General features: G+C 70.4%; 18 protein-coding genes. 2 read left to right on the top strand and 16 right to left on the bottom strand.

Annotation, left to right across the window (positions count from 1 at the left end; translation table 11 throughout):
- Positions 1–6 precede the first annotated feature (6 nt).
- From RIE32_00580 to RIE32_00550, 7 genes are all read right to left on the bottom strand, one after another.
- Positions 7–1,047 (bottom strand): zinc transporter ZntB, encoded by a 1,041-nt coding sequence (locus tag RIE32_00580; GenBank protein ID MEQ9094738.1) that lies wholly within the window; start codon positions 1,045–1,047, stop codon positions 7–9.
- Between the two features lie 80 nt (positions 1,048–1,127).
- The gene (locus tag RIE32_00575) at positions 1,128–2,492 is read right to left on the bottom strand and encodes a GC-type dockerin domain-anchored protein (protein ID MEQ9094737.1); all 1,365 of its coding nucleotides are present in this window, start codon (positions 2,490–2,492) and stop codon (positions 1,128–1,130) included.
- 131 nt (positions 2,493–2,623) lie between these two features.
- Positions 2,624–4,402 (bottom strand): VCBS repeat-containing protein, encoded by a 1,779-nt coding sequence (locus tag RIE32_00570; GenBank protein MEQ9094736.1) that lies wholly within the window; start codon positions 4,400–4,402, stop codon positions 2,624–2,626.
- Positions 4,403–4,450: 48 nt separating this feature from the next.
- Entirely contained in the window at positions 4,451–5,203 is a 753-nt protein-coding gene (locus tag RIE32_00565; protein MEQ9094735.1) for a GC-type dockerin domain-anchored protein, read from the bottom strand.
- A gap of 105 nt (positions 5,204–5,308) precedes the next feature.
- Positions 5,309–5,803 carry a hypothetical protein gene (locus tag RIE32_00560; protein ID MEQ9094734.1) on the bottom strand — a complete coding sequence of 165 codons (495 nt, stop codon included), beginning with the start codon at positions 5,801–5,803 and terminating at the stop codon, positions 5,309–5,311.
- Between the two features lie 14 nt (positions 5,804–5,817).
- A complete protein-coding gene (locus tag RIE32_00555) occupies positions 5,818–7,488 on the bottom strand; it encodes a GC-type dockerin domain-anchored protein (GenBank protein MEQ9094733.1) in 1,671 nt (556 codons plus the stop codon).
- Between the two features lie 80 nt (positions 7,489–7,568).
- On the bottom strand, positions 7,569–8,888 hold the full coding sequence (locus RIE32_00550; protein MEQ9094732.1) for a hypothetical protein: 1,320 nt from the start codon (positions 8,886–8,888) through the stop codon (positions 7,569–7,571).
- A 347-nt stretch (positions 8,889–9,235) separates the two neighbouring features.
- Between RIE32_00550 and RIE32_00545 the strand changes: the two genes are divergently transcribed.
- Entirely contained in the window at positions 9,236–10,021 is a 786-nt protein-coding gene (locus RIE32_00545; protein MEQ9094731.1) for a hypothetical protein, read from the top strand.
- 14 nt (positions 10,022–10,035) lie between these two features.
- Here RIE32_00545 and RIE32_00540 read toward each other — a convergent pair whose 3' ends face one another.
- Positions 10,036–10,269, bottom strand: coding sequence for a hypothetical protein (locus RIE32_00540; GenBank protein ID MEQ9094730.1), 234 nt, complete (start codon positions 10,267–10,269; stop codon positions 10,036–10,038).
- 28 nt (positions 10,270–10,297) lie between these two features.
- Here RIE32_00540 and RIE32_00535 point away from each other — a divergent pair, with 28 nt between their 5' ends.
- Positions 10,298–11,068: a hypothetical protein gene (locus RIE32_00535; GenBank protein MEQ9094729.1), complete on the top strand. Its 771-nt coding sequence runs from the start codon at positions 10,298–10,300 to the stop codon at positions 11,066–11,068.
- 236 nt (positions 11,069–11,304) lie between these two features.
- Here the strand turns inward: RIE32_00535 and hisD are convergent, their stop codons facing one another.
- From hisD to RIE32_00495, 8 genes are all read right to left on the bottom strand, one after another.
- The gene (hisD, locus tag RIE32_00530; GenBank protein ID MEQ9094728.1) at positions 11,305–12,594 is read right to left on the bottom strand and encodes a histidinol dehydrogenase; all 1,290 of its coding nucleotides are present in this window, start codon (positions 12,592–12,594) and stop codon (positions 11,305–11,307) included.
- Positions 12,591–13,874 (bottom strand): phosphoribosyl-ATP diphosphatase, encoded by a 1,284-nt coding sequence (hisE, locus tag RIE32_00525; protein MEQ9094727.1) that lies wholly within the window; start codon positions 13,872–13,874, stop codon positions 12,591–12,593. The genes hisD and hisE overlap by 4 nt, the downstream gene beginning before the upstream one ends.
- Entirely contained in the window at positions 13,871–14,638 is a 768-nt protein-coding gene (gene hisF, locus RIE32_00520) for an imidazole glycerol phosphate synthase subunit HisF (protein ID MEQ9094726.1), read from the bottom strand. Before hisF ends, hisE begins: the two co-directional genes overlap by 4 nt.
- Positions 14,632–15,219 carry an imidazole glycerol phosphate synthase subunit HisH gene (hisH, locus tag RIE32_00515; protein ID MEQ9094725.1) on the bottom strand — a complete coding sequence of 196 codons (588 nt, stop codon included), beginning with the start codon at positions 15,217–15,219 and terminating at the stop codon, positions 14,632–14,634. Before hisH ends, hisF begins: the two co-directional genes overlap by 7 nt.
- A gap of 11 nt (positions 15,220–15,230) precedes the next feature.
- Positions 15,231–15,821, bottom strand: a complete 591-nt coding sequence (gene hisB / locus RIE32_00510) for an imidazoleglycerol-phosphate dehydratase HisB (protein ID MEQ9094724.1) — start codon at positions 15,819–15,821, stop codon at positions 15,231–15,233.
- Positions 15,814–16,866, bottom strand: a complete 1,053-nt coding sequence (locus tag RIE32_00505; protein ID MEQ9094723.1) for a histidinol-phosphate transaminase — start codon at positions 16,864–16,866, stop codon at positions 15,814–15,816. The genes hisB and RIE32_00505 overlap by 8 nt, the downstream gene beginning before the upstream one ends.
- Positions 16,863–17,750: an ATP phosphoribosyltransferase gene (gene hisG, locus RIE32_00500; GenBank protein MEQ9094722.1), complete on the bottom strand. Its 888-nt coding sequence runs from the start codon at positions 17,748–17,750 to the stop codon at positions 16,863–16,865. The genes RIE32_00505 and hisG overlap by 4 nt, the downstream gene beginning before the upstream one ends.
- A 240-nt stretch (positions 17,751–17,990) precedes the next feature.
- A complete protein-coding gene (locus tag RIE32_00495) occupies positions 17,991–18,743 on the bottom strand; it encodes a 5-oxoprolinase subunit PxpA (protein MEQ9094721.1) in 753 nt (250 codons plus the stop codon).
- Positions 18,744–19,003 lie beyond the last annotated feature (260 nt).

Raw genomic sequence — 19,003 nt, 5'->3', positions numbered from 1 at the left:
GGGCGATCACAGCCATCGCTTGCGGCGGAACCACCAGACTTCCAGCGCCGCGATGCCCAGCATCAGCAGGCACACGAGCGCGAAGCCGAGCCCCGAGTCGGCCAGCGGGATGCCGCCGACGTTGATGCCAAGCAGGCCGGTGATGAAGCTCAGCGGCAGCATCACCGTCGCCACGATCGTCAGGAGGTAGAGCGTGCGGCCGATGCGTGCCTCGTGACGGGCCCGCATCTCTTCCTGCGTGACGGCGGCGCGATCGCGGAGTTCCTCGAGCGCCTCGCACACGCGGGTGGTCTGCTCGAAGGCCACGCGGATCTCGGCCTGCTCGCGCTGGCTCAGCATCTCGCTGCGCCCATTGGCCAGGGCGCTGAGCGCATCGCGCTGGGGCACCAGGTACCGCCGGTAGGTGATGGCCTGGCGGCGAATGGTCGAGAGCTGCGAGCGGCGGGACGGGTCGTCGGTCTCGCGATCGAGCATCTCGTCCTCGATGTCGTCGAGCATCTCCTCGAGGTTGCCGATGGTCGGCGCGATGCGCGACGCCAGCCCCAGGGCCACCGCCGCCAGGAACGAGCCCACGGTCGCGGGCGCCTTGCCCTGCTCGGCCCGCACGCGCAGGTCGGAGACGGTCTGCAATCGGTACTGGCGCAGCGTGATGATCCGCGCGGGCTCGAACCACATGCGCACCGAGATGAGCTCATCCGGCTCGGCCCCGGGGTTCATGTTGATGCCCCGCAGGATCACCAGCAGCCCATCGCCGAAGACGTCGGCGCGTGGGCGCGTCTCTTCGGCCAGCAGCGCATCGGCCACGATGGGGTCCAGCCCCGCCCGCTCGCGGAGCCACTGCTGTGCCTGCGGTCGCGTGCGGTCGAGGTGGACCCACAGGGGCGGCGGGCCATCGGGCCGATCGAGCTGGGCTAAGCTGCGCCGATTCCGGTCGAAGTCTCCCGGCTCGCCGGGCAGCCGCGTGGCGAGGATGAGCCCGCCCTCGGCGTCGAAGGGCGCAAAGGGGGGAAGGGGCGAAGCGGACGGATCGCCGGCGTGGTCTGGCATGGGACACAGGATAACCGCCCGCCGGCGCCCGGGCCGGGCTCGGCGCCGGGCCACCCGCGGCGCCCCGCCGGCGCCGATGGCTACGGGCAGCCCGCGTCGAAGGCGTTCTGGAAGGCAAGGAAGTCGAACAGCGTGAGCGCGCCGTCGCCGTCGAAGTCTGCCCGCCGGTCGCCGGTGGCAAAGAAGTTCTGGAACGCGAGGAAGTCGAACACGGTCAGCTCGCCGTCGCCGTCCAGATCGACCGCGCACGGGGCCGGCACGGCGATGGTCAGCCAGAGCGTCGCGGACATCTCCGCCCGCGCGCGGAAGCCATCGGTCGCTGCGACCAGGTCGCCGTCGGGCGTGGTCAGGCTCAAGACGGGGTAGAGCCGGGGCCCCTCGCCGAACCAGCCCTCGCGCACGAAGGCGTCCGCCCAGGCGGACGGCTGCACGTCCGGGTCATCGGCGTCGACCACCCACACGCGATCGAAGGGCGCCCAGGCGCCCAGCGCGTTGCCCGGTACCGTCGTGGTGATCGCCAGTTCTGCGATCTCGCCGCCGATGGCCACGGCCGAGCCGTCACGTCCCTCAATAAGCAGCCTGCCCCGGCGGAACAGGTGCGCATCGCGATCGGGATCGAAGCCGGCGTAGCGCATCTCGATCCTCTCGGGCCGCACGCCAACGAGCGGATCGTCGGCGAACTCGGGCGCGATGCCGCCGGTGCGCCCGCCCTGGGTGTCCAGCACGGCGACCCGCCCCGGGGTGATCGTGAGCACGCGAGCGTCGGGGTCGTAGGTCACCACGGTATCCTCGGGCGTGGCCAGCGTGCCGTCGTCGTTCCACGGTGGCGTGAACGACTCGTCGGTGTGGAAGGCCTTGATCTCGTACCCGCCGCGCAGGTGCCGACGCTCGGTCGGGTCGGTGGGGTCGTACGCAAAGACGACCGGGTCGTACGCCCGCACGTTGGCGGACACGCCGTACCAGTCCAGGTGTCCGCCGTGCATCTTCGTCGCCGAGACCGAGAGGTTGGCCCCGCTGCCAAAGCGGATGTCGGCCGCCATGGCGCCGCCGGCCATGGGCTCGCCGCCCAGCACCGGGTCCAGGGGCAGCGGCGGCTCGCCATGGGGCGGATCCCTGGGCGGGTCGAAGTGCTCGCCCCGGATGCCGATCCGCGTGGCGTACGCCCCGTCGGGGCCCGGGCCGGGCGGGAAGGCCCACCCGTCCACCACGTACCACAGGTCGAAGGTCCAGTGGCTACCGGGAACCGGATAGAACGTCGCCGGCGCCAGGGGCGCGGCGATGTTGAATCCGTCGGCGCCCGACTCGTGCATCAGCAGTTCGCCCGTCGCCACGTACGAAAGCTGGGTATCGGTCACCGCCCTGGTCGAGCCGGCGGTGTCGTCGGCTTGGGCGAGCGACGCCAACGCGGCCGTGCATCCGCACACCATGAGCATCGTGCGTGCCATGACGCGTCCTTTCCGGACCGCGGCCATCGGCGACGACGCCGTCGCCGGCCGGGCCAGGCCGCGGATCCACGCTTGAAGACCCCGCTCCGGCGCCCCTTGCAGCGCACGCCGCGCCGGTTACTCACGCGCCATCAGGGGCAGCCGGCGTCGAAGGCGTTCTGGAACGCCAGGAAGTCGAAGATGGTCAACTCGCCGTCGCCGTCGAAGTCGGCCACCGGGTCCATCGCGTCGAAGGCGTTCTGGAGGGCGAGGAAGTCGAAGATGGTCAGCTCGCCGTCGCCGTCGAAGTCGGCGGGGCAGGGAGAGCGGCCGTACACCAGGTAGTGTCGCCCCGGCAGGGCGTCGGCACCGTGCTCGGCTTGCGGCGAACCGATGAAGAAGTCGGCACGTCCGTATCTGTTGGGGTCGCCCGCGTGCGCAGTGATCACGCCAAAACGTTCGTCGGTCGCCTCGGGCGATACACGGAACCCGAGGCTGCCGTCCAAGTCTGCGGCGTCGACGACATCGGGCAGCGCGTCCGAGCCGAGAACAACATATCCCAAGCCGATGCCAGAGCCGCTCGAAGGCGCTCCCACCAACAAGTCGGGGCGGTTGTCGCCGCTGAAATCGTCGAGCAGCGAGAGCGACCAGCCAAGCCAGGCATGATCGCCCACGCCGCGTATGCGTAGCACTTCGCCATCTTGCAACGCGTCGAGATCGACGGCGGCCGGGAACCCACGCGCGTTGCCGAAGAGCACGTACGCCTCACCACCATTGTTCTCGGGGAGCCCCGTGGATCGACGCTCGGGATCGCTGCCGGGTGCACCGATGGCGATGTCGTCGAGCCCGTCTCCGTTGAGATCTCGACCGCCGCTGACGCTACGCCCGAGGTACGACGAAACATCACCGCCAGAGATGGCGAACCCGTCCGTGCCATCCAAGTCGTTGACCGACATCGTGACGGGGAACGGCGTGCCATCGGGCCGACCATACACCACGAACGCCCGGCCCGCAGACATGTAGTAGCACGAGTAGGTCGAGCAGCGTTCGATCCGCTGGTCGTAGTACGCGCCCAGTAGCACGTCATTGACGCCGTCGCCGTTGATGTCGCCCGCGGCCGACACCGCCGAGCCCATGCGTGCAACACGAGCCGGCCCTTCCATGCGAAAGCCGTCCATGCCATCCAGCTGCGAGAGGTCCACCGGCATGCCCGGCCACGTCTCGCGACCGAACACCACGTACGCCGCCCCGGCGTTCACAAGCGAATAGCCGTCCAGGCTCAGGCCCGGCGCACCAATCAGGATGTCGTCCAGCCCATCGCCGTTGACGTCGCCCGACGCGGCCGCACTCGCGCCGGCCCCGGCCTCCGCCTCGCCGCCGCGGATCGCGACGCCGCCTCCGCCGAGCGCGCCAACGGCGACCTCAGCGGGGAACGGATCGCCCATGCCACGGCCAAAGATCACCCACGCCATGCCCTCGCGTGTCAGCCCCAAGGTCGCCCCGCGGGCCGAGATCAACAGATCATCCAGCCCATCGCCGTTGACATCGCCAGCCTGGCCGATCGAGTCCGCCCCGCCATAGCGGAAATCGCCGGCCACCCGGAACCCACGCACGCCATCGGCTACGGACTCATCAAGAAGCGGAGGCAGCGCACCGTCGCCGCGCCCGAACACCACGACCACGTCATCTCGGCTGATGACCGCGAAGTCGTCGACACCGTCACCGTTGATGTCCCCCACCCCGGCCGGCAGCCGCGCGGTATCCCCCGCCCGCCCGATGAAGGCAAGCCCGAGGGATCCATCGCCCCCAAGATCGGGCAGGATCTGCTCGACTGCGAAATCAGCGGTAAATGGCTCGGCCAGCGGCCCCTGGGCCTGGGCAACCCCGGCGGCAGCGAGAAGCGAGGCGATGGCGGGGGCATATCGGTCCATGCTGGCGGTTCCTCCCGCCTGGTATACACCAAAGCCGCCGCCGCGGTTTCAGGGGCACCCTGCCGCGAACGCGTTCTGGAACGCCAGGAAGTCGAAGATGGTCAACTCGCCGTCGCCATCGAAGTCGGCCAGCGGGTCCATCGCGTCGAAGGCGTTCTGGAAGGCCAGGAAGTCGAAGATGGTCAGCTCGCCGTCGCCGTCGAAGTCGGCGGCGCACGCGGTCATCTCGATGACGACGTTGTCGAAGCAGGCCAGGATGCCGTCGCGGTCGCCCGTCGGCCCCACGCCGCGGCAGATGAAGCGGATGCGCTCGAAGGGCGTGCCCTCGATCTCCAGGCGCGCGTGCTCGTACTTGGCGGTCGTCTCGCGGTGGATGAACGAGTCGCTGACGACCACGGCGTCGCCCACCAGGCCCTCCAGCGAAACCTCGATGCCGTCCCAGTCGGCGCCCGAGTTGTACCACAGCTCGACCGAGGCGTGGTTGGCCAGTTCGCCCGTGGTTGCCAGCCACTGGTGGCTGCGCACGAGCCAGGCGGTGGTGCCGGAGGTGAACAGCCCCGAGTTCATGGTGTTCAGCGGGCTGAACGCCGGATCGCCGGTGAACGTGCCCGTGCTGTTGGTCGCGGCGAACTGCAGCGGGTCCTCGCCGCGGAACTGGATGTTGTTGGAGAACGTGATGCCCCCGGACTCGAAGGACAAGCCGAGGAACCCCGGCACGAATTCGTCGAAGCCCGTTTCGTTGGCGAGCGCGGCGCTCGCGAGCAAGGAAGCACAGGCAATCGGGGCAAGGATGCGGCGCATGGAACGGTCCTCCGGGGCGGGCCTACGGAACATTGATGGCGGGTGTCAATTGCTTCTATCCGCAAGCAGCCCACCGGGTTTCGCCGACGGCTTGCACGATGCTGCTCACCGGCCGGGATCCAGCGGCGTGACGGTGATATCGACCACCGGACGGACGTGGAAACGAAGCGTGATGACCATGAGGCGGTTCTCCGGATCGTTCGTGTGCCACCGCAGCTTCACCTCGTTCGGGCCGCCGGGCCTGCGGTTCAGGTCCACCGCCACCGGAGCCCTGTAGGTCTCGCCCGGCTCCACGAGCGTCGCGCCGCCGGCAAAGTTCGCACCCGGCTGGGTGTACACCAGCTCGAGCACCGCGTCGCCCACGTTCTGGATCACCGCCTCGGTCGTCAGCACCTCGGTGTCCAGGTGCGTGCCCAGATCGATGACGGGGTTGGGCAGGTGCACGCGCGGGCCGGGGGCTGGCGCGATCTCGGGCTCGGGAGCCGCTGCGGTTTCGACGGTCCGTTGGACCGGCGGCGCCTTCGTGCCCTGCCCAGCACACGCGGCGACCAACAGTGTCGAGGCGAGCACGGCCACCGAGGTGGTTTGATACGTCGTCATGGCACGTACGCCCATCAGCACCCTGCACCGAACTCGTTCTGGAACGCCAGGAAGTCGAAGATCGTGAACGCGCCATCGCCGTCGAAGTCGGCCACCGGGTCCATCGCGTCGAAGGCGTTCTGGAAGGCCAGGAAATCGAAGATGGTCAGCTCGCCGTCTCCATCAATGTCCACGCGGCAGCCCTGCACTTCGAAGGCGCCCATGTCGGGTCCGTCGCCCGCGATGCGCCGGCCGCCCGCCAGGTCGAGCGGCAGCAGTTCGGCCGTGTCGCCGTCGCCATCGACGTCGAGCACGTCGGCGGGGACGAGCAGCACGCTGCCCGCATCGATCGACGGCGAGCCCTCGCCCAGCATGAGGTCGGCCGTCAGCAGCGGGTCAGCGTCGATGTTGCCCTCGCCGGGGAAGCCGCCCTCGATGTTGCTGTACGAGACCTCGGCCTGCACGCCCGAGAGCAAGTCGAAGAACGAGCTCCCCCGCAGGATCGAGTTGCCCGCCGCCACGACGGCCTGCTCCACCGCCGACTCGGCCGCGTACACCGTGCCGGGGCACGCCGACGTGTTGGCCACCAGCGTGCAGTGGTGCAGCGTCACGCTCGACCCGGTGACGGCGATCGCCCCGCCGCGGGCGATCCAGTCGTCATAGTCGCAGGGCTGGTCCATGCGGACCTGGTTGCCCTCGAGCACCACGTTCGTCAGCGTCACCTGCGCCCCAAGGCGGATGACCATCGCACCGCCGAAGTTGAAGTAGCCCTCGCCCGACGGGCTGACGATGTTGTCTCGGAAATCGCACGAGACCAGGTCGGCCGTGCCGCCGCGCACGTCGAGCGCCCCGCCGCTCGAGGTGTCGCTGGAGTGCACCGTGTTGCCCGTAAAGTCGCACCGCAGCGCCTCGAGGCGGCTGTTGCGCACCGAGACGGCCCCGCCGCCCACGCCGAAGTCGCCGCTGCCGCTGTTGGCCTCGAAGACGCAGTCGCGCACCGAGACCGTCGATCCGTCGCCGCCGTAGATCGCCCCCCCAAACCCGGCGCCGACGCCCGAGGCCCAGTTGCCGGTGAACGTGCAGTCGACCACGCCGACGCTCGCGCCGACGGCGCCGATCGCCCCGCCCAGCGCGTCGCCCGTGCCCGTGCACGCCGCGGGCGAAGCCCGGTTGTCGTCGAACAGGCAGGAATCGAACACGGCCGACCCGCCCATCACGGCCACCGCGCCGCCGGTGGAGTTGCGGCAGTCGTACTCGTGGCCCGAGCGGTTGTCCTCGAACGAACAGCCGGTAAACGTGCCCTGGCCGCCCTCGATGAGCACGGCCCCGCCGTCCACGCCCGTGAGCGCGCGGAACGTGATCGCCCCGAACGCCACCTCGCCGCCGGCCACCACGCGGAACGCGCGGTTGTTGGGGATCTCGAAGACGATGTCCGGGCCCAGGATCACCACGTCGGCCGGGTCGCCCGAGGCCGACCGCACCACCAGCGGCAGGTCGATCACCACGTCCCAGTTGCCCTCGCCCTCGTACACGCCCGCGGCGATGACGACCGCATCGCCCGGCGCCGCTGCGGCCACGGCCGCCGAGATGGTCGGATACTGGCCGGGCACCAGCAGGTCCTCGGCCATCGCCGACCCGCCCCACGCCACAGCCAACACCACCGCACCGGCCACACCCCAACCACGCCCATCGCGCATCGCTCGCATCGTCGTGCTCCTTCCAGCATTGCCTACACCTTGGGAGACCCGAGGGTTGCAAGGGCAGACACGGAGCGTCCCGGCGTGCCCTACCGCCGTCGCCGCGTGTAACCCTCCAGCACGTTCGCATCGGGCAGCAGCGCGTCGATCTCGTGCAATCGTTGCTCCAGCGGCGTGTCGGCCGGATCGGCGGGATCGAAGCGCCACCACGCGTCGTCGAACCTCGCGTCCAGCGTGGGCTCGATATGGAGATCGATCGAGTCCTCGCGCACGCGAAGCACGAGCCAGGTGTCGGGGTCGATCCACAGCTCGATGTCGGGCCATGGCTCGGCGAGGTAGTAGCACGCTCGGCCGCGGACCATCGCGGGGCGTGCGAGCCAGTCTTCATAATCCTGCGGCCGCAGCACCGAGCCCCACAGGCCATCGGCGTCCAGGGCCTCGGCGGGGTGCAGCGACACCCAGTACGGGGCCGGCGGATCGTCGTCGGGAGGCAACTCGCCGTCATGGTCCCACGTGCGCGTCGGGCCGCCGGCCCTTTGCAGCGTGACCGAGTGCCTGCTCGAGCGCCAATCGGAATCGACGAAGTCCGCCGAGGCCGTCGAGCACTCGAAGCGCGTGCCCACGCCCCGCTGGAATCCGCTCACGACCATCGTGTAATGCAGCGCATCGTCTGGTTCGATGCGTGACCAGTCCTCGACCTGCACGCCGATGTCCATGTAGGTGGCCGCCGTCTGGTAGGCCAGGCGCGACCGCGCGAGCACGAGCATGCCCAGGTCTTCGGGCGACAAGCCGGGCGGGTTCTCGTCGGTCGCCCAAGCGAGCATCTCGCACGCGACGTAACGGAACTCGCTTTCCTCGGCCGAGCGCAGCCACGCCGCGGCCCTGCGGCCCAGCAGCCACCGCTCGAACGCGTTCAGCCCGCCGTGCCGCCATGCTCCCTCGGCGTGCTCGACGGGCGCCCAGCGTTCGTACAGCTCTCGCTTGTAAGGACCGGTGCGAGCGCTGGTGAGCACGGCGCCCGGGCTGCCGATCCAGGATTGCGTGCACCACGCCTCGGTCCGCGGCAGGCACGCGATGAGCACCGCGTCGGGCGCCACGCGCCACCAGTCGTGCACGCGCGCCACGTGCCACGAGCGGCTGGCGACGGCGCCGATGATCATGACGCACGCGAGCGCCGCCCACCGCCACCGCCGGCGGGCGCGACGAAGCGACCGGACCCGCGTGATCCGTCGGCCGCACTCGGGGCAGACGACCGGGCCAGCCTCGGGCGAGGCCCCCGACAGGTCGTGCCAGCACTTGGGGCATCGCGTGCGTCCCCTGGCCCGATCGCCCACCAGGGCCCACGCGAGCAGGAGCACGCCCCCGACGCCCAGCACCCACGCCAAGGCCAGGAAGATCCACGGCGTCATCGCGGGAGTCTACCGGCCGCACGCACTCGGGTTCCGCCCCGAAGCACGCCCCCCTGATGCCACTGTCGGGGCTCTGCGCATGGCCAGACCCCCGCCCCACGCCCACCGAGCCCCTCCGCGTGCCCGCTCCACCACTGCCCGCACGTCCCGCGACGCTCCGAACGCGTCCTGGCGCCCCCGGAACGCTGTCCCAACCCCCGGGACAGCGTTCCGGCGCGACGGGAACGCGTTCGGGGCCCGCGCCAACGCGTCCGGGCGCTGCCGGGACGCGTGCTGACGGGCCGGCGACGCGTTCTCGTACCGGCCCGTCGCGTTCGCTCAAGTCGCGCTCGCAACGGGACGAAGACATGCTGGACCCCCGGCGATGGGCCGGGCGGCGGGCGTGCTGGAATGTGCAGGAAGGCGGGCGGACCATGGCGCGGCGGGCGAAGAAGGGCGAGGCGGACTTCCTGAACCAGTGCATGGTGCTGGCGGGCAAGTGGGACAAGATCGATCCGGCGCTCATCGGGCTGTCCAGCCAGTTCGTGGGCAGCTTCGAGGAGAAGCGCCAGGCCGCCACCGACGCCGCACGCGCCGCGGAACGGGCCCAGAACGCCCTGGCCAACGCGATGCTGCGCAAGCAGATCGCGATGGGCGCCCTGCGGGCCAGCTTCGGCGCCGCCACCGGCCAGATCGACGCTCACGCCAAGGCCACCGGCGATGCGGGCGTCTACCCGAAGGCCGGCATCCCCCGGCCCGAGAAGCCCGGCAAGCGGCCGGCCCCGCCCACGCCCGTGCTGCGCCGGCCGAGGATGCTCGGCTACGGGCCGGTCGAACTCTCGTTCACCCCCAGCGGCGAGGGGGCCCAGTACGAGGTGCAGCGGAGCGTGATCGACCTGGACTTCCGCGAGCAGCCCTGGGAGACGATCGCCCACACCGGGCACAAGCGCGTGCGCGACCGCCGCGTGCCGCGGGGCGTCTACGCCGTGCGCTACCGGGTGCGGGCCCGCCTGAGCACCGGCCGCCAGAGCGACTGGTGCGTGCCCGGGCAGGTGACCTTCGGCTGCCGGCAGGGGGTGAGCGAGCCGGCGGCCGATCCGAATCAGGCGGGGAACGGCGGCCGGGCTGGCCAACGCGGGCAAGACGCGGCGTAGGGCCCAGGGGCAACTCAGTCCACCGATGTGAACCACCCCACCAGCAACACCGCGCCGAGCAGCGCCAGCACCAGGGCCGCGCCCACGCAGCGGGCGAGCAGGCGCGAGGCGTCCGACGCACGCACGCCCCGCTCCGGGGGCAGGTCGCCATACAACAGGCCTCGCAGCCCCGCCCACGCAAGGACCAAGAGCAGCCCCACCACGATCGCGATAAGCACGGCGAAGACCATCGACGGCAGGCTACGCACAGGCGCTGCCTCGCAATACCATCGCCCCATGCCCGACGCCGGCCCCCTACCCACCCCGCGCGACAGCCAGCGGCTGACCGTGCGCTTCCTGCATGCGCCGCTGGACGTGGAGCATGCGGGCGACGTGGTGACGATGTACGACTCCGCGCGGCGGCATCCGGGAATGAGCAACCGGACGCTGCTATGGACGATGACCACGTGCCTAGCCATGGCAGCGCTCGGCCTGTCCCTGCTGCCGGTCGTCCGGCCGGCCACGTCCGTCGTGATGCTGTCTGCCTGGGTCTCGCTCTCGTTGCTGGCCGCGACCCTGCTCTTCATGCTGGCCGGGCTACCCGTGGAGCGCCGCCTGCGCATCGACCTGCGCACAGGCGCCGCCGACCTTCGATGGCCCGACATGGAGTTTGCCTGCTGGAAGGGCGACGTCGACGGACTGCACCTCTACGTCTGTCCGATGCTGGCCCGGGGCCAGCCCCTGGCCATCACGGGCTACGCATCGGTCGCCGTGCTGCACGGCAGGCTCACGCCGCCGAAAGAAATCGAGTTCGAGCGAGGGCCGATCACCACAACGCTGCTGCACTTCGCCCGCGCGTTCACCGTCGGCAACGTGCAGTTGGCCCACACCAACCGCGGCTGGATCGTCCTGGCAACCGGCGAAGACCCAGACTTGCTTGAGGCCGAGCTGCGCGAGGCGTTGCCGACGCTGACGAGCGTCATCAAGCCCCAGCGCATCGACGACGTGCTGACCGGGCCGGTGGACGCGAAGCTGCTGCGCAAGCCCACGCCTCGCGGCGACGCCTGAACCGTCACGCCCAAGCCCCCCACTTGTCCCACCTTGACACCCGCCGGCGTCCGAAAGCCGCGACGGGTCTCAAACACTGCGGTCGCGGCTTCGGACGGCCCTCGTGGGCCCCTCGGGGACGACGCGGCCAGGGGTCGGCCGCGCCCTCTCTCTCCCGTTCGTGCGCTTCGAGCGTGCGCTTCGTCCGAAGACCTTGTCGGTCGGCGGCTCCGTGCAGCGTGAGCGGTTGGCGAAAATCATGGCACGGGTTGCCCACGTCGGGGATGCTCCCGGCAACGCCGGGCCGCCGCCCGCCGGTGCCCGTCGAGCCCCTCGATGGCCGCCAGCGCCGCCGCGTCGGCGCGCACCGCGTCGGCCGAGGGGCCGTCGTCCATGCGCAGCCACGTCCGGGCCCGCAGGAAGGTCAGCACGCTCAGCCCGGCCGCGAACCGCGCCCCGCCCCCGGTGGGCAGGGTGTGGTTGGGGCCGGCGCCGTAGTCGCCAAAGACCTCGGCGCTCTGGGGGCCGATGAAGACGCCCCCCGCGTGCCGCAGCCGCGCCGCATCGGCCTGGGCATCTCGCGTCAGCACCTCCACGTGCTCGGCGGCGATGGCGTCGGCCACGCGCAATGCCGCGTCGATCGAGCCGACCACGCACGTAAAGCCGTGGGCGATGCCGCGCGCGGCGACGTCCCTGGTCTGAAGCTCACGTATCTGGCGGGAGAGCTCGCCATCGACCGCGCCCGCGAGGCTCGCGCTGGTCGTCACCAGCATCGCCGCGGCCCTGGGATCGTGCTCGGCCTGGGCCAACAGGTCGGCGGCCACGAGCGCCGGGTCGGCCGAGTCGTCGGCGATCACCAGCAGTTCGCTGGGACCCGCGAGCATGTCGATGCCAACACCGGGCGAGACCAGGTGCTTGGCGGCGGTGACCCAGGCGTTGCCCGGACCGGCGATGAGGTCCACCGGCTCGAAGCCATCGAAGCCGCAGGCGAGCGCCGCGACGGCGTGTGCGCCGCCGACGGCCAGGAACGCGTCGGCCCCGGCGATCGCCGCCGCGGCCAGCATGACAGGAGAAGCACCGGGCGAGGCAACGACGACCCGCTCGCACCCGGCGACCCGCGCAGGGATGGCGCCCATGAGCGCTGAGGACGGCAGCGGGTGCAGCCCCGCCGGCGCGTAGCACCCCGCGGCCCGGATGGGTACGAGCGTGTGCCCGGCCCGGCCGCCCTCGATGGCCGCGTCCAGGTCCCGGATCGAGTCTCGCTGCGCCCGGGCGAACGCCTCGATCCTGCAGGCCGTGCGCTCCAGCACGCCGCGGGTCTCAAGGTCGAGCGACCCGAGCGCCGCCTGCATCGCCGATCGATCCAGCACGAGCGGCTCGTCCGCGCGCCGCTCGCCGAACCGCTCGGCCTGCTCGCGCACCGCCGCCTCGCCGCGCTCACGGACGTCCCCAACGATCTTCGCCGCGTCGGCCATCGCGTCGGCGTCGATCGCGCCCCGGCGGCTGCGCCGCATCGCCTCGGCCTCGGTGATCCGTTCGAGCATCATGACGCGTTCCCCGTCTTCACTTTCGCGTTGCCCGGCCGGCGCGTTATGCGCAGGCCGCGTTGGTCCAGTTCGCGTTCGACGTCCTCGAGCGATGCCCCCCGCGCCCGCGCGGCCACGAGCGCGAAGTACGCGACGTCGGCCGCCTCGTGCGCCGCCGCTTGGGGCGAAGACGCGTCTATCAGTTCTTCGGCTTCTTCGAGCAGCTTGGCCTTCAGCAGCGAGGGACCACCGAGCAGCCGCGCGGTGTACGAGCCCGCCGGCGGCGCCAGCATCCGCTGTTCCAGTGCTTGGTCCAGGCTCGCCATGCCCCGCGATGCGCCGAAGCACGTGGTCGTCCCGGTGTGGCAGAACGGCCCGCGCTGCCGCACGGTGAACCGCAAGGCATCGCGGTCGCAGTCGGCCGAGATGCCCAGGAGTTCCTGCGTATTGCCAGACGACTCCCCCTTGGCCCACAGCCCGCTGCGCGATCGCGAGTAGTACACGCCCCGCCGCCGCTCGATCGACGCCCGCACCGAGTCCAGGTTCGAGTACACCAGCCCGAGCGCGCGCCCACCGGGGTCGGCCACGATGGTCGGCCACAGCCCGTCGGGCCGGTCGCTCGTGAGCGGTGCACAGAAGCCCTCGGCCAGGTCGAACGCCCCGGTGTACAGCGCCATGCCCACCTGCGCATCGGCGCCCAGGCGATCGACCGCCGCGACGTCCGCCGGCGTCTTCACGCCCCCCGCCACCGTCAGCCGCGCCGGCCCGGCCAGATCAACAAGCGCGGCGATCCGCTCGAGCTGGGGCTCGCTCCACCCGCCGAGCCCGCCCTCCTGCTCGACGAACGTGACGAGGAACCCGCCGACATAGTCGCGCAGCTCGGCGATGCGATCCTCGACGCGCCGGCCCGTGCCGCGCGTCCAGCCCTGGTCGACCACCTCGCCATCGCGGGCGTCCAAGGCGGCGATCACGCGCTCGCGCGGCAGCTCGCGAAGCACGTCGGGGCGTGCGGCCGTTCCCAGGATGACCCGGCGTGCTCCCGCGTCCAAGAGCTCGATCGCCGACTGCGCATCGCGAATGCCCCCGCCCACCCGGCACGGCACCCGCCGCACCAGATCGAGCACCACGGCGCGGTTCGAGCCACTGCCCATCGCCGCGTCCAGGTCGATGACCGCGACCTCGCCCACCAGGCCGAAGCGCTCGGCGATCGGCACCGGATCGCCCGCATCGACCGCCAGCTTCCTGCCACCCACGAGCTGCACGGCATTGCCGCCGCGAAGATCCACCGATGGAACCATCATCGCGCCACCTCCATGGTCCGCACCGGCACGCCCGCGGCCGCCAGCTCGCCCTTCAGTTCGCCCACGCTCGTCACGCCGTCGTGGAAGATCGACGCCGCCAGCACCGCGTCGGCCCCGGCCTCGAAGCCTTGGGCCATGTGCGCAGCCGTCGACGCCCCACCCGAGGCGATGATCGAGACGTTGACCGCGCTCGCGACCGACCGGATCAACGCCAGGTCGTACCCGTTGCCGCGGCCGTCCTGGTCGAAGCTGGTCAGCAGGATCTCGCCCGCGCCTGCCGCCACGCCGGCGCGCGCCCACGCCACCGCGTCGATGCCCGTGCGCTGCGTGCCCGATCGCGTGACGACCTCCCACGAATAGCCCGCGCGCGCCGCGTCGATCGCCAGCACCACGCACTGGCCCCCCATGCGCTCGGCAATCTCGGTCAAGAGCTCTGGCCGATCGACCGCCGCCGAGTTCACACCCACCTTGTCGGCGCCGGCTTCCAGCAGCGCCCGCGCGTGCGCGACAGTGCGCACGCCGCCCCCAACGGTCAGCGGGATCGAGATCGCCCGCCGAATCGCCCCGACCGTGTGCAGGGCCGCCTCACGACCATCGGGCGTCGCCGACACGTCAAGCATGACGAGCTCGTCGGCTCCCTGCGCCTCGTACGCCGTCGCCCGCTCGACCGGATCGCCCGCGTCGCGCAGGTTGGCAAAGCTCGTACCCTTGACGATGCGCCCGTCGCGGACGTCCAGGCACGGGATCACGCGCTTGGTCAGCATGCCGCCACCTCCATCGCCATCCATCGCCGCAACAGATCGAGCCCCCACGGGCCCGACAGTTCCGGGTGGAACTGGCACGCCACGACGGCGCCACGCTGCAACGCGCCCACGAAGGGCGCCTCGAGCGCCGACGTCGCGCACGCCCAGCCCGCCGGCCGCTCGCGCACGCCGAAGGAGTTCGCGTAGTACGCAAAGCCCTCCGTGATTACCTCGCACCCGGCCTCGGGCGCCACGCGGTTCCATCCAAACCGCGGCTTGGGTGGTTGCGACAGACTTTCGACCCGTGCATCGATCACGCCCAGCCCCTCGACGCCCGGGGATTCCTCGGACGAGGCGCACAAGAGCTGCATCCCCAGGCAGATCGCCAGCGTGGGCCGATCCGCCTCGATCCGCGCCCGCAGGACGTCGACAATTCCCGCCGCCCGCAATGCCTCCATGCCGGCGCCGAACGACCCCACGCCCGGCAGCACGAGCAACGACGCGGCCTCGACGTCCCCGGCCGTTGCCGCTCGCGTCGCCTCCACGCCGCAACGCTCGAACGCCGCAACGACGGATGCCGTATTCGCAACTCCGGTTTGCACGATCGACACCATCACAGCACCCCCTTGGTCGATGGCACGCCCGCCGGCCGCGGATCCATCGCAATCGCCCCGCGCAACGCGAGCGTGAAGGCCTTGAACGCCGCCTCGGCCCTGTGGTGGTCATTCTCGCCCCGCAGCACGTCGACGTGCAAGGCGCACCGCGCGGCCGTGGCGAACGAGACGAACCAGTGCGTGAGGTTTTCGCAGGCCACGCCCCCGAGCATCTCGCGCTTCAGACCGAGAGCGATCGTCGCCGATGGGCGGCCCGAGAGGTCGACGACCACCCGCGCCAGCGCCTCGTCCAGCGGCGCATACGCGTGGGCGAACCGCACGATGCCGGTCCGATCGCCCAGGGCCTGATCGACCAACTGCCCAACGACGATCGCAACGTCCTCCACAGTGTGGTGATCGTCGACGTCCAGGTCGCCCTCGCACGTGAGATCGAGATCGACCCGGCCGTGCAGCGCGACTGCGCTGAGCATGTGATCCAGAAAGCCGATGCCCGTATTGATTGCGCCATTGCCAACGCCATCAAGATCGATCAACGCCTCGATCTTCGTCTCGCGTGTCGTTCGTTCGATTCGGGCCCTTCGATCAGTCACCGCACACCTCCGCCAGCGCGTCCAACAATTGTGCAAACAAACGGTCGTCACCGGGCAGCGAGATCCGCGCCCAGCCGGCCAGTTCGCCACGGAACGCCCGGACGACGACGCCGACGTTTGCCAGCCGATCGGCATCGACGCGCGCGAGCACGAAGTTCGCCTGCGAATCCTGCACGTCGATCTCCCGGCCACGAAGCCAGTCGATCAATGCGCTCCGCTCTTGCCTGATGCGGCTCAGGTACGCACCATCTACACCCGTCTCGAGCGCCAGCCCCGCGACCGCAAGCCCGGGAGCCGACACTGGATACGGCCCCCCCACCGTGCGCAACCATCCGGCAACCGGCTCGCTCGCGATCGCATAGCCGACGCGCAATCCGGCCAGGCCGAACGCCTTGGAGAACGTCCGCACAATTACTACGTTGTCGAATTCCGTGAGCCGCGCCGTCGGGTCTTCATCGGCGTACTCGACGTACGCCAGATCGACCAGCACAAACGCGCTAACCCCTCGCGCCACCCGGCACACACGCTCGATGTCCTCGACCGATACCACGCCGCCCGTTGGATTATTTGGTGAAACGATCGCGACCAGGCCCGTATCGGGCGAGATCGCCGCCTCGAACGCCTCGACCGGAAAGCGGCCGCTCATCCACGGCACGGCGCGAACCTCAGCGCCCGCCAGCATCGCTCCACGCGTGATCATTTCGAACGTCGGCGTGTGTACGACCAGCACGCGTCCGGGCTCGAGAGATACCCGGCAGATGCGATCGATCGCGTCGTCGCCTCCCGCCGTGAGCACGACGCAGCCGGCGTCGACTCCGAATTGCTCCGCAAGCGCCGCTTCGAGATCGCCGGCCTCCGGATACCGCCGCAACGCCTCGGCATCAACGGCGTGCAATCGATCGAGCCACGCCTTGGAAGCGGACGGCCCCTCGTTGGCGTCCAGAAGCAGCGCATCCGGTGATCGCACGCTACCCGTGCCATAGGGCGTGAGCCCCGTCAGCCGCGCCGCCGGCCGAAGCGGTATGTCTTTGGTCGCAACGCTCATGGCACGATCTGCTCCGGCCGGGTCACCACGATGTCCGTCCCACCCAACTGCTTGACCATCGGCACGACCTCGGCCAGTTCGCTCCGCCGCACCGCCGCCTTCACCGCAAAGCCAGACTGCGACCGCAGCGCAGACACCGTGGGCTCACGCATGCACGGCAGCACGCCGACCACCGCATCGAGCTTTTCCGCCGGCACGTTGATCTCGATCATCACGCGTTGACGTGCTTCCAGCACGGACCGCACGATGAGCCCGATCCGCTGGACCTGCTCGCGCTTGCGAGGGTCTTCCATCGCCGCCCGCGACGCATACAGCCGAGTCGAAGAGGTCATAAGCTCATCGATGATCACCAGCCCATTGGCAGCCAGGGTGGCGCCGGTTGCGGTGTTGTCAATGATGCAGTCGGCGTCTTCGGGCGGCAGCACTTCGGTCGCGCCATACGACCGCAGCAGCGTCGCATCCAGCCCGCGCTCTTTGATCCATGCCCGCGCGATCCGCTCGTACTCGGAGGCGACCACCAGAGATCGGTCGGGCAACCGACCATCCTCTAGCAGTCCTGCCGGCGCCGCCGCGACCAGCCGAACCCGATCCAGCCCCGTATCCACCACTTCGACCAGGTCCGCCCCGGTCTCGCGCACCCAGTCGGCTCCGGCAAAGCCAAGGTCTCGCGCCCCGGCGTCGAGCATCTCCACGATCGCGCGCGGCTTCAGCAGCTTCACACCAAAGCCCGGCAACGGCACCGATGGCCGATAGCCGCGCTCGGTCGAACGAATGTCGATGCCGCCGTCGGCCAGCAACCGGCGCACGCCCTCGAACATCCGCCCCTTGGGAATCGCGAACTTGATCGTCGTCGCGGTCGCGACGGCTTCCTGCATGACGGTCATCGGTCGGCTCCGGGCCTGGCCCCCGCCGACGCTCCCGCACGAGGACGCTGCCCGTGCACGAAAAACGCCGGCTCGGGGGCCGGCGTTTGCGTCCTACGGATCAACGATCCATCAGATCACGCGCACATCCGGCTCCCTCGCGGGTGCTTGGCATGGACATGATGATGGAACGTGGGTCGATTCATCTCGGCAGACATTAGCCTTGCTCCGACGCCGGTCAAGCGCCCATCCCGTGCGCGGTCAACCGACCCGCACGCCCCCAGCGAGCAACGCCTCGCGAACGGCGCGTGCGATCGCCAGCGCTTCGGGGCTGTCACCGTGCACGCACAGCGTGTCGAAATCACCGCTGCGGGCCAGCGAGAGGGCCTGAGCGGCCGCGGCCCCGGCATCGTGAAGCACCGCGTCGGGTTCGCTGCGAGCAATCAGCGAGCCATCGGATCCGTACCGGCGATCGGCAAAACCCTCGCGCCGCACGGGAAGGTCCATCTCTTCCCACCGGGCGATGCCGGGGGTCTTCGGCAGCCCGAAGAACACCAGCGACGCGAACGGGTCGCCGCTGACCTCCGCCACCGCATCGAGGCATCCACGCCCGACGGCTTCGGCCACGTCGGGCTCGGTCATCGCCCGGTGGTACAACGCCCCGTGGGGCTTCGCGTGCGAGAGCGTCAGCCCGTCGGCGGCGGCCACCCGTGCCAATCGCCCAACCTGCTCTCGGCAGAGCGTATAGACGGCATCAGGGGCGAGCCCCATATCTTTACGGCCGAACCCCTCCGGGTCGGCGAATCCCGGGTGGGCTCCGATCGCAACACCCTGGTCGGCCGCACGTCTGATCACCGCTCGCATCAGTTGCTCAGTGCCGGCGTGCCCGCCGCACGCAACGTTGACCGACGTCACCAGGCCCAGCAACGCGCTGTCGCTGGCGAGCAGGTCATCGCGCTCGCCGGCGTCGGCATTGAGATCGATGACCGGTCCAAGCAGGCTTGCGTCGTCCATGCAGCAGTGTACGGGATGGCGCGCGGCGGCCAATGCTGGCCAGGCCGCCACCACTTTGCGGCCACCACCAGCCACCTGGCGGTGCACGCGAGCCGTTTGATGCAAGCCAGACCAGGCCCCGAAGGCCCTACGCAAGAACTAGAATGAGTATTCTAGATCCATGTCACGCCTGGCATGCGAGTTGTATCGCCGAACCCAGCGGTCAACGTGCCGCAGCGTTGCCATCGCCCGAGGTCCGATCAACACGGAGAGCCAATATC

The organism is Phycisphaerales bacterium (assembly GCA_040221175.1).
In the GTDB taxonomy this organism is placed as follows: domain Bacteria; phylum Planctomycetota; class Phycisphaerae; order Phycisphaerales; family UBA1924; genus JAHCJI01.
This window is presented reverse-complemented; position numbering and strand designations above follow the sequence as displayed.

Coding starts and splice junctions, on each gene's coding strand:
- RIE32_00580 (MEQ9094738.1), bottom strand. CDS start 1,047: ATGCCAGACCACGCCGGCGATCCGTCCGCTTCGCCCCTTCCCCCCTTT.
- RIE32_00575 (MEQ9094737.1), bottom strand. CDS start 2,492: ATGGCACGCACGATGCTCATGGTGTGCGGATGCACGGCCGCGTTGGCG.
- RIE32_00570 (MEQ9094736.1), bottom strand. CDS start 4,402: ATGGACCGATATGCCCCCGCCATCGCCTCGCTTCTCGCTGCCGCCGGG.
- RIE32_00565 (MEQ9094735.1), bottom strand. CDS start 5,203: ATGCGCCGCATCCTTGCCCCGATTGCCTGTGCTTCCTTGCTCGCGAGC.
- RIE32_00560 (MEQ9094734.1), bottom strand. CDS start 5,803: ATGACGACGTATCAAACCACCTCGGTGGCCGTGCTCGCCTCGACACTG.
- RIE32_00555 (MEQ9094733.1), bottom strand. CDS start 7,488: ATGCGAGCGATGCGCGATGGGCGTGGTTGGGGTGTGGCCGGTGCGGTG.
- RIE32_00550 (MEQ9094732.1), bottom strand. CDS start 8,888: ATGACGCCGTGGATCTTCCTGGCCTTGGCGTGGGTGCTGGGCGTCGGG.
- RIE32_00545 (MEQ9094731.1), top strand. CDS start 9,236: ATGCTGGACCCCCGGCGATGGGCCGGGCGGCGGGCGTGCTGGAATGTG.
- RIE32_00535 (MEQ9094729.1), top strand. CDS start 10,298: ATGCCCGACGCCGGCCCCCTACCCACCCCGCGCGACAGCCAGCGGCTG.
- hisD (MEQ9094728.1), bottom strand. CDS start 12,594: ATGATGCTCGAACGGATCACCGAGGCCGAGGCGATGCGGCGCAGCCGC.
- hisE (MEQ9094727.1), bottom strand. CDS start 13,874: ATGATGGTTCCATCGGTGGATCTTCGCGGCGGCAATGCCGTGCAGCTC.
- hisF (MEQ9094726.1), bottom strand. CDS start 14,638: ATGCTGACCAAGCGCGTGATCCCGTGCCTGGACGTCCGCGACGGGCGC.
- RIE32_00505 (MEQ9094723.1), bottom strand. CDS start 16,866: ATGAGCGTTGCGACCAAAGACATACCGCTTCGGCCGGCGGCGCGGCTG.
- hisG (MEQ9094722.1), bottom strand. CDS start 17,750: ATGACCGTCATGCAGGAAGCCGTCGCGACCGCGACGACGATCAAGTTC.
- RIE32_00495 (MEQ9094721.1), bottom strand. CDS start 18,743: ATGGACGACGCAAGCCTGCTTGGACCGGTCATCGATCTCAATGCCGAC.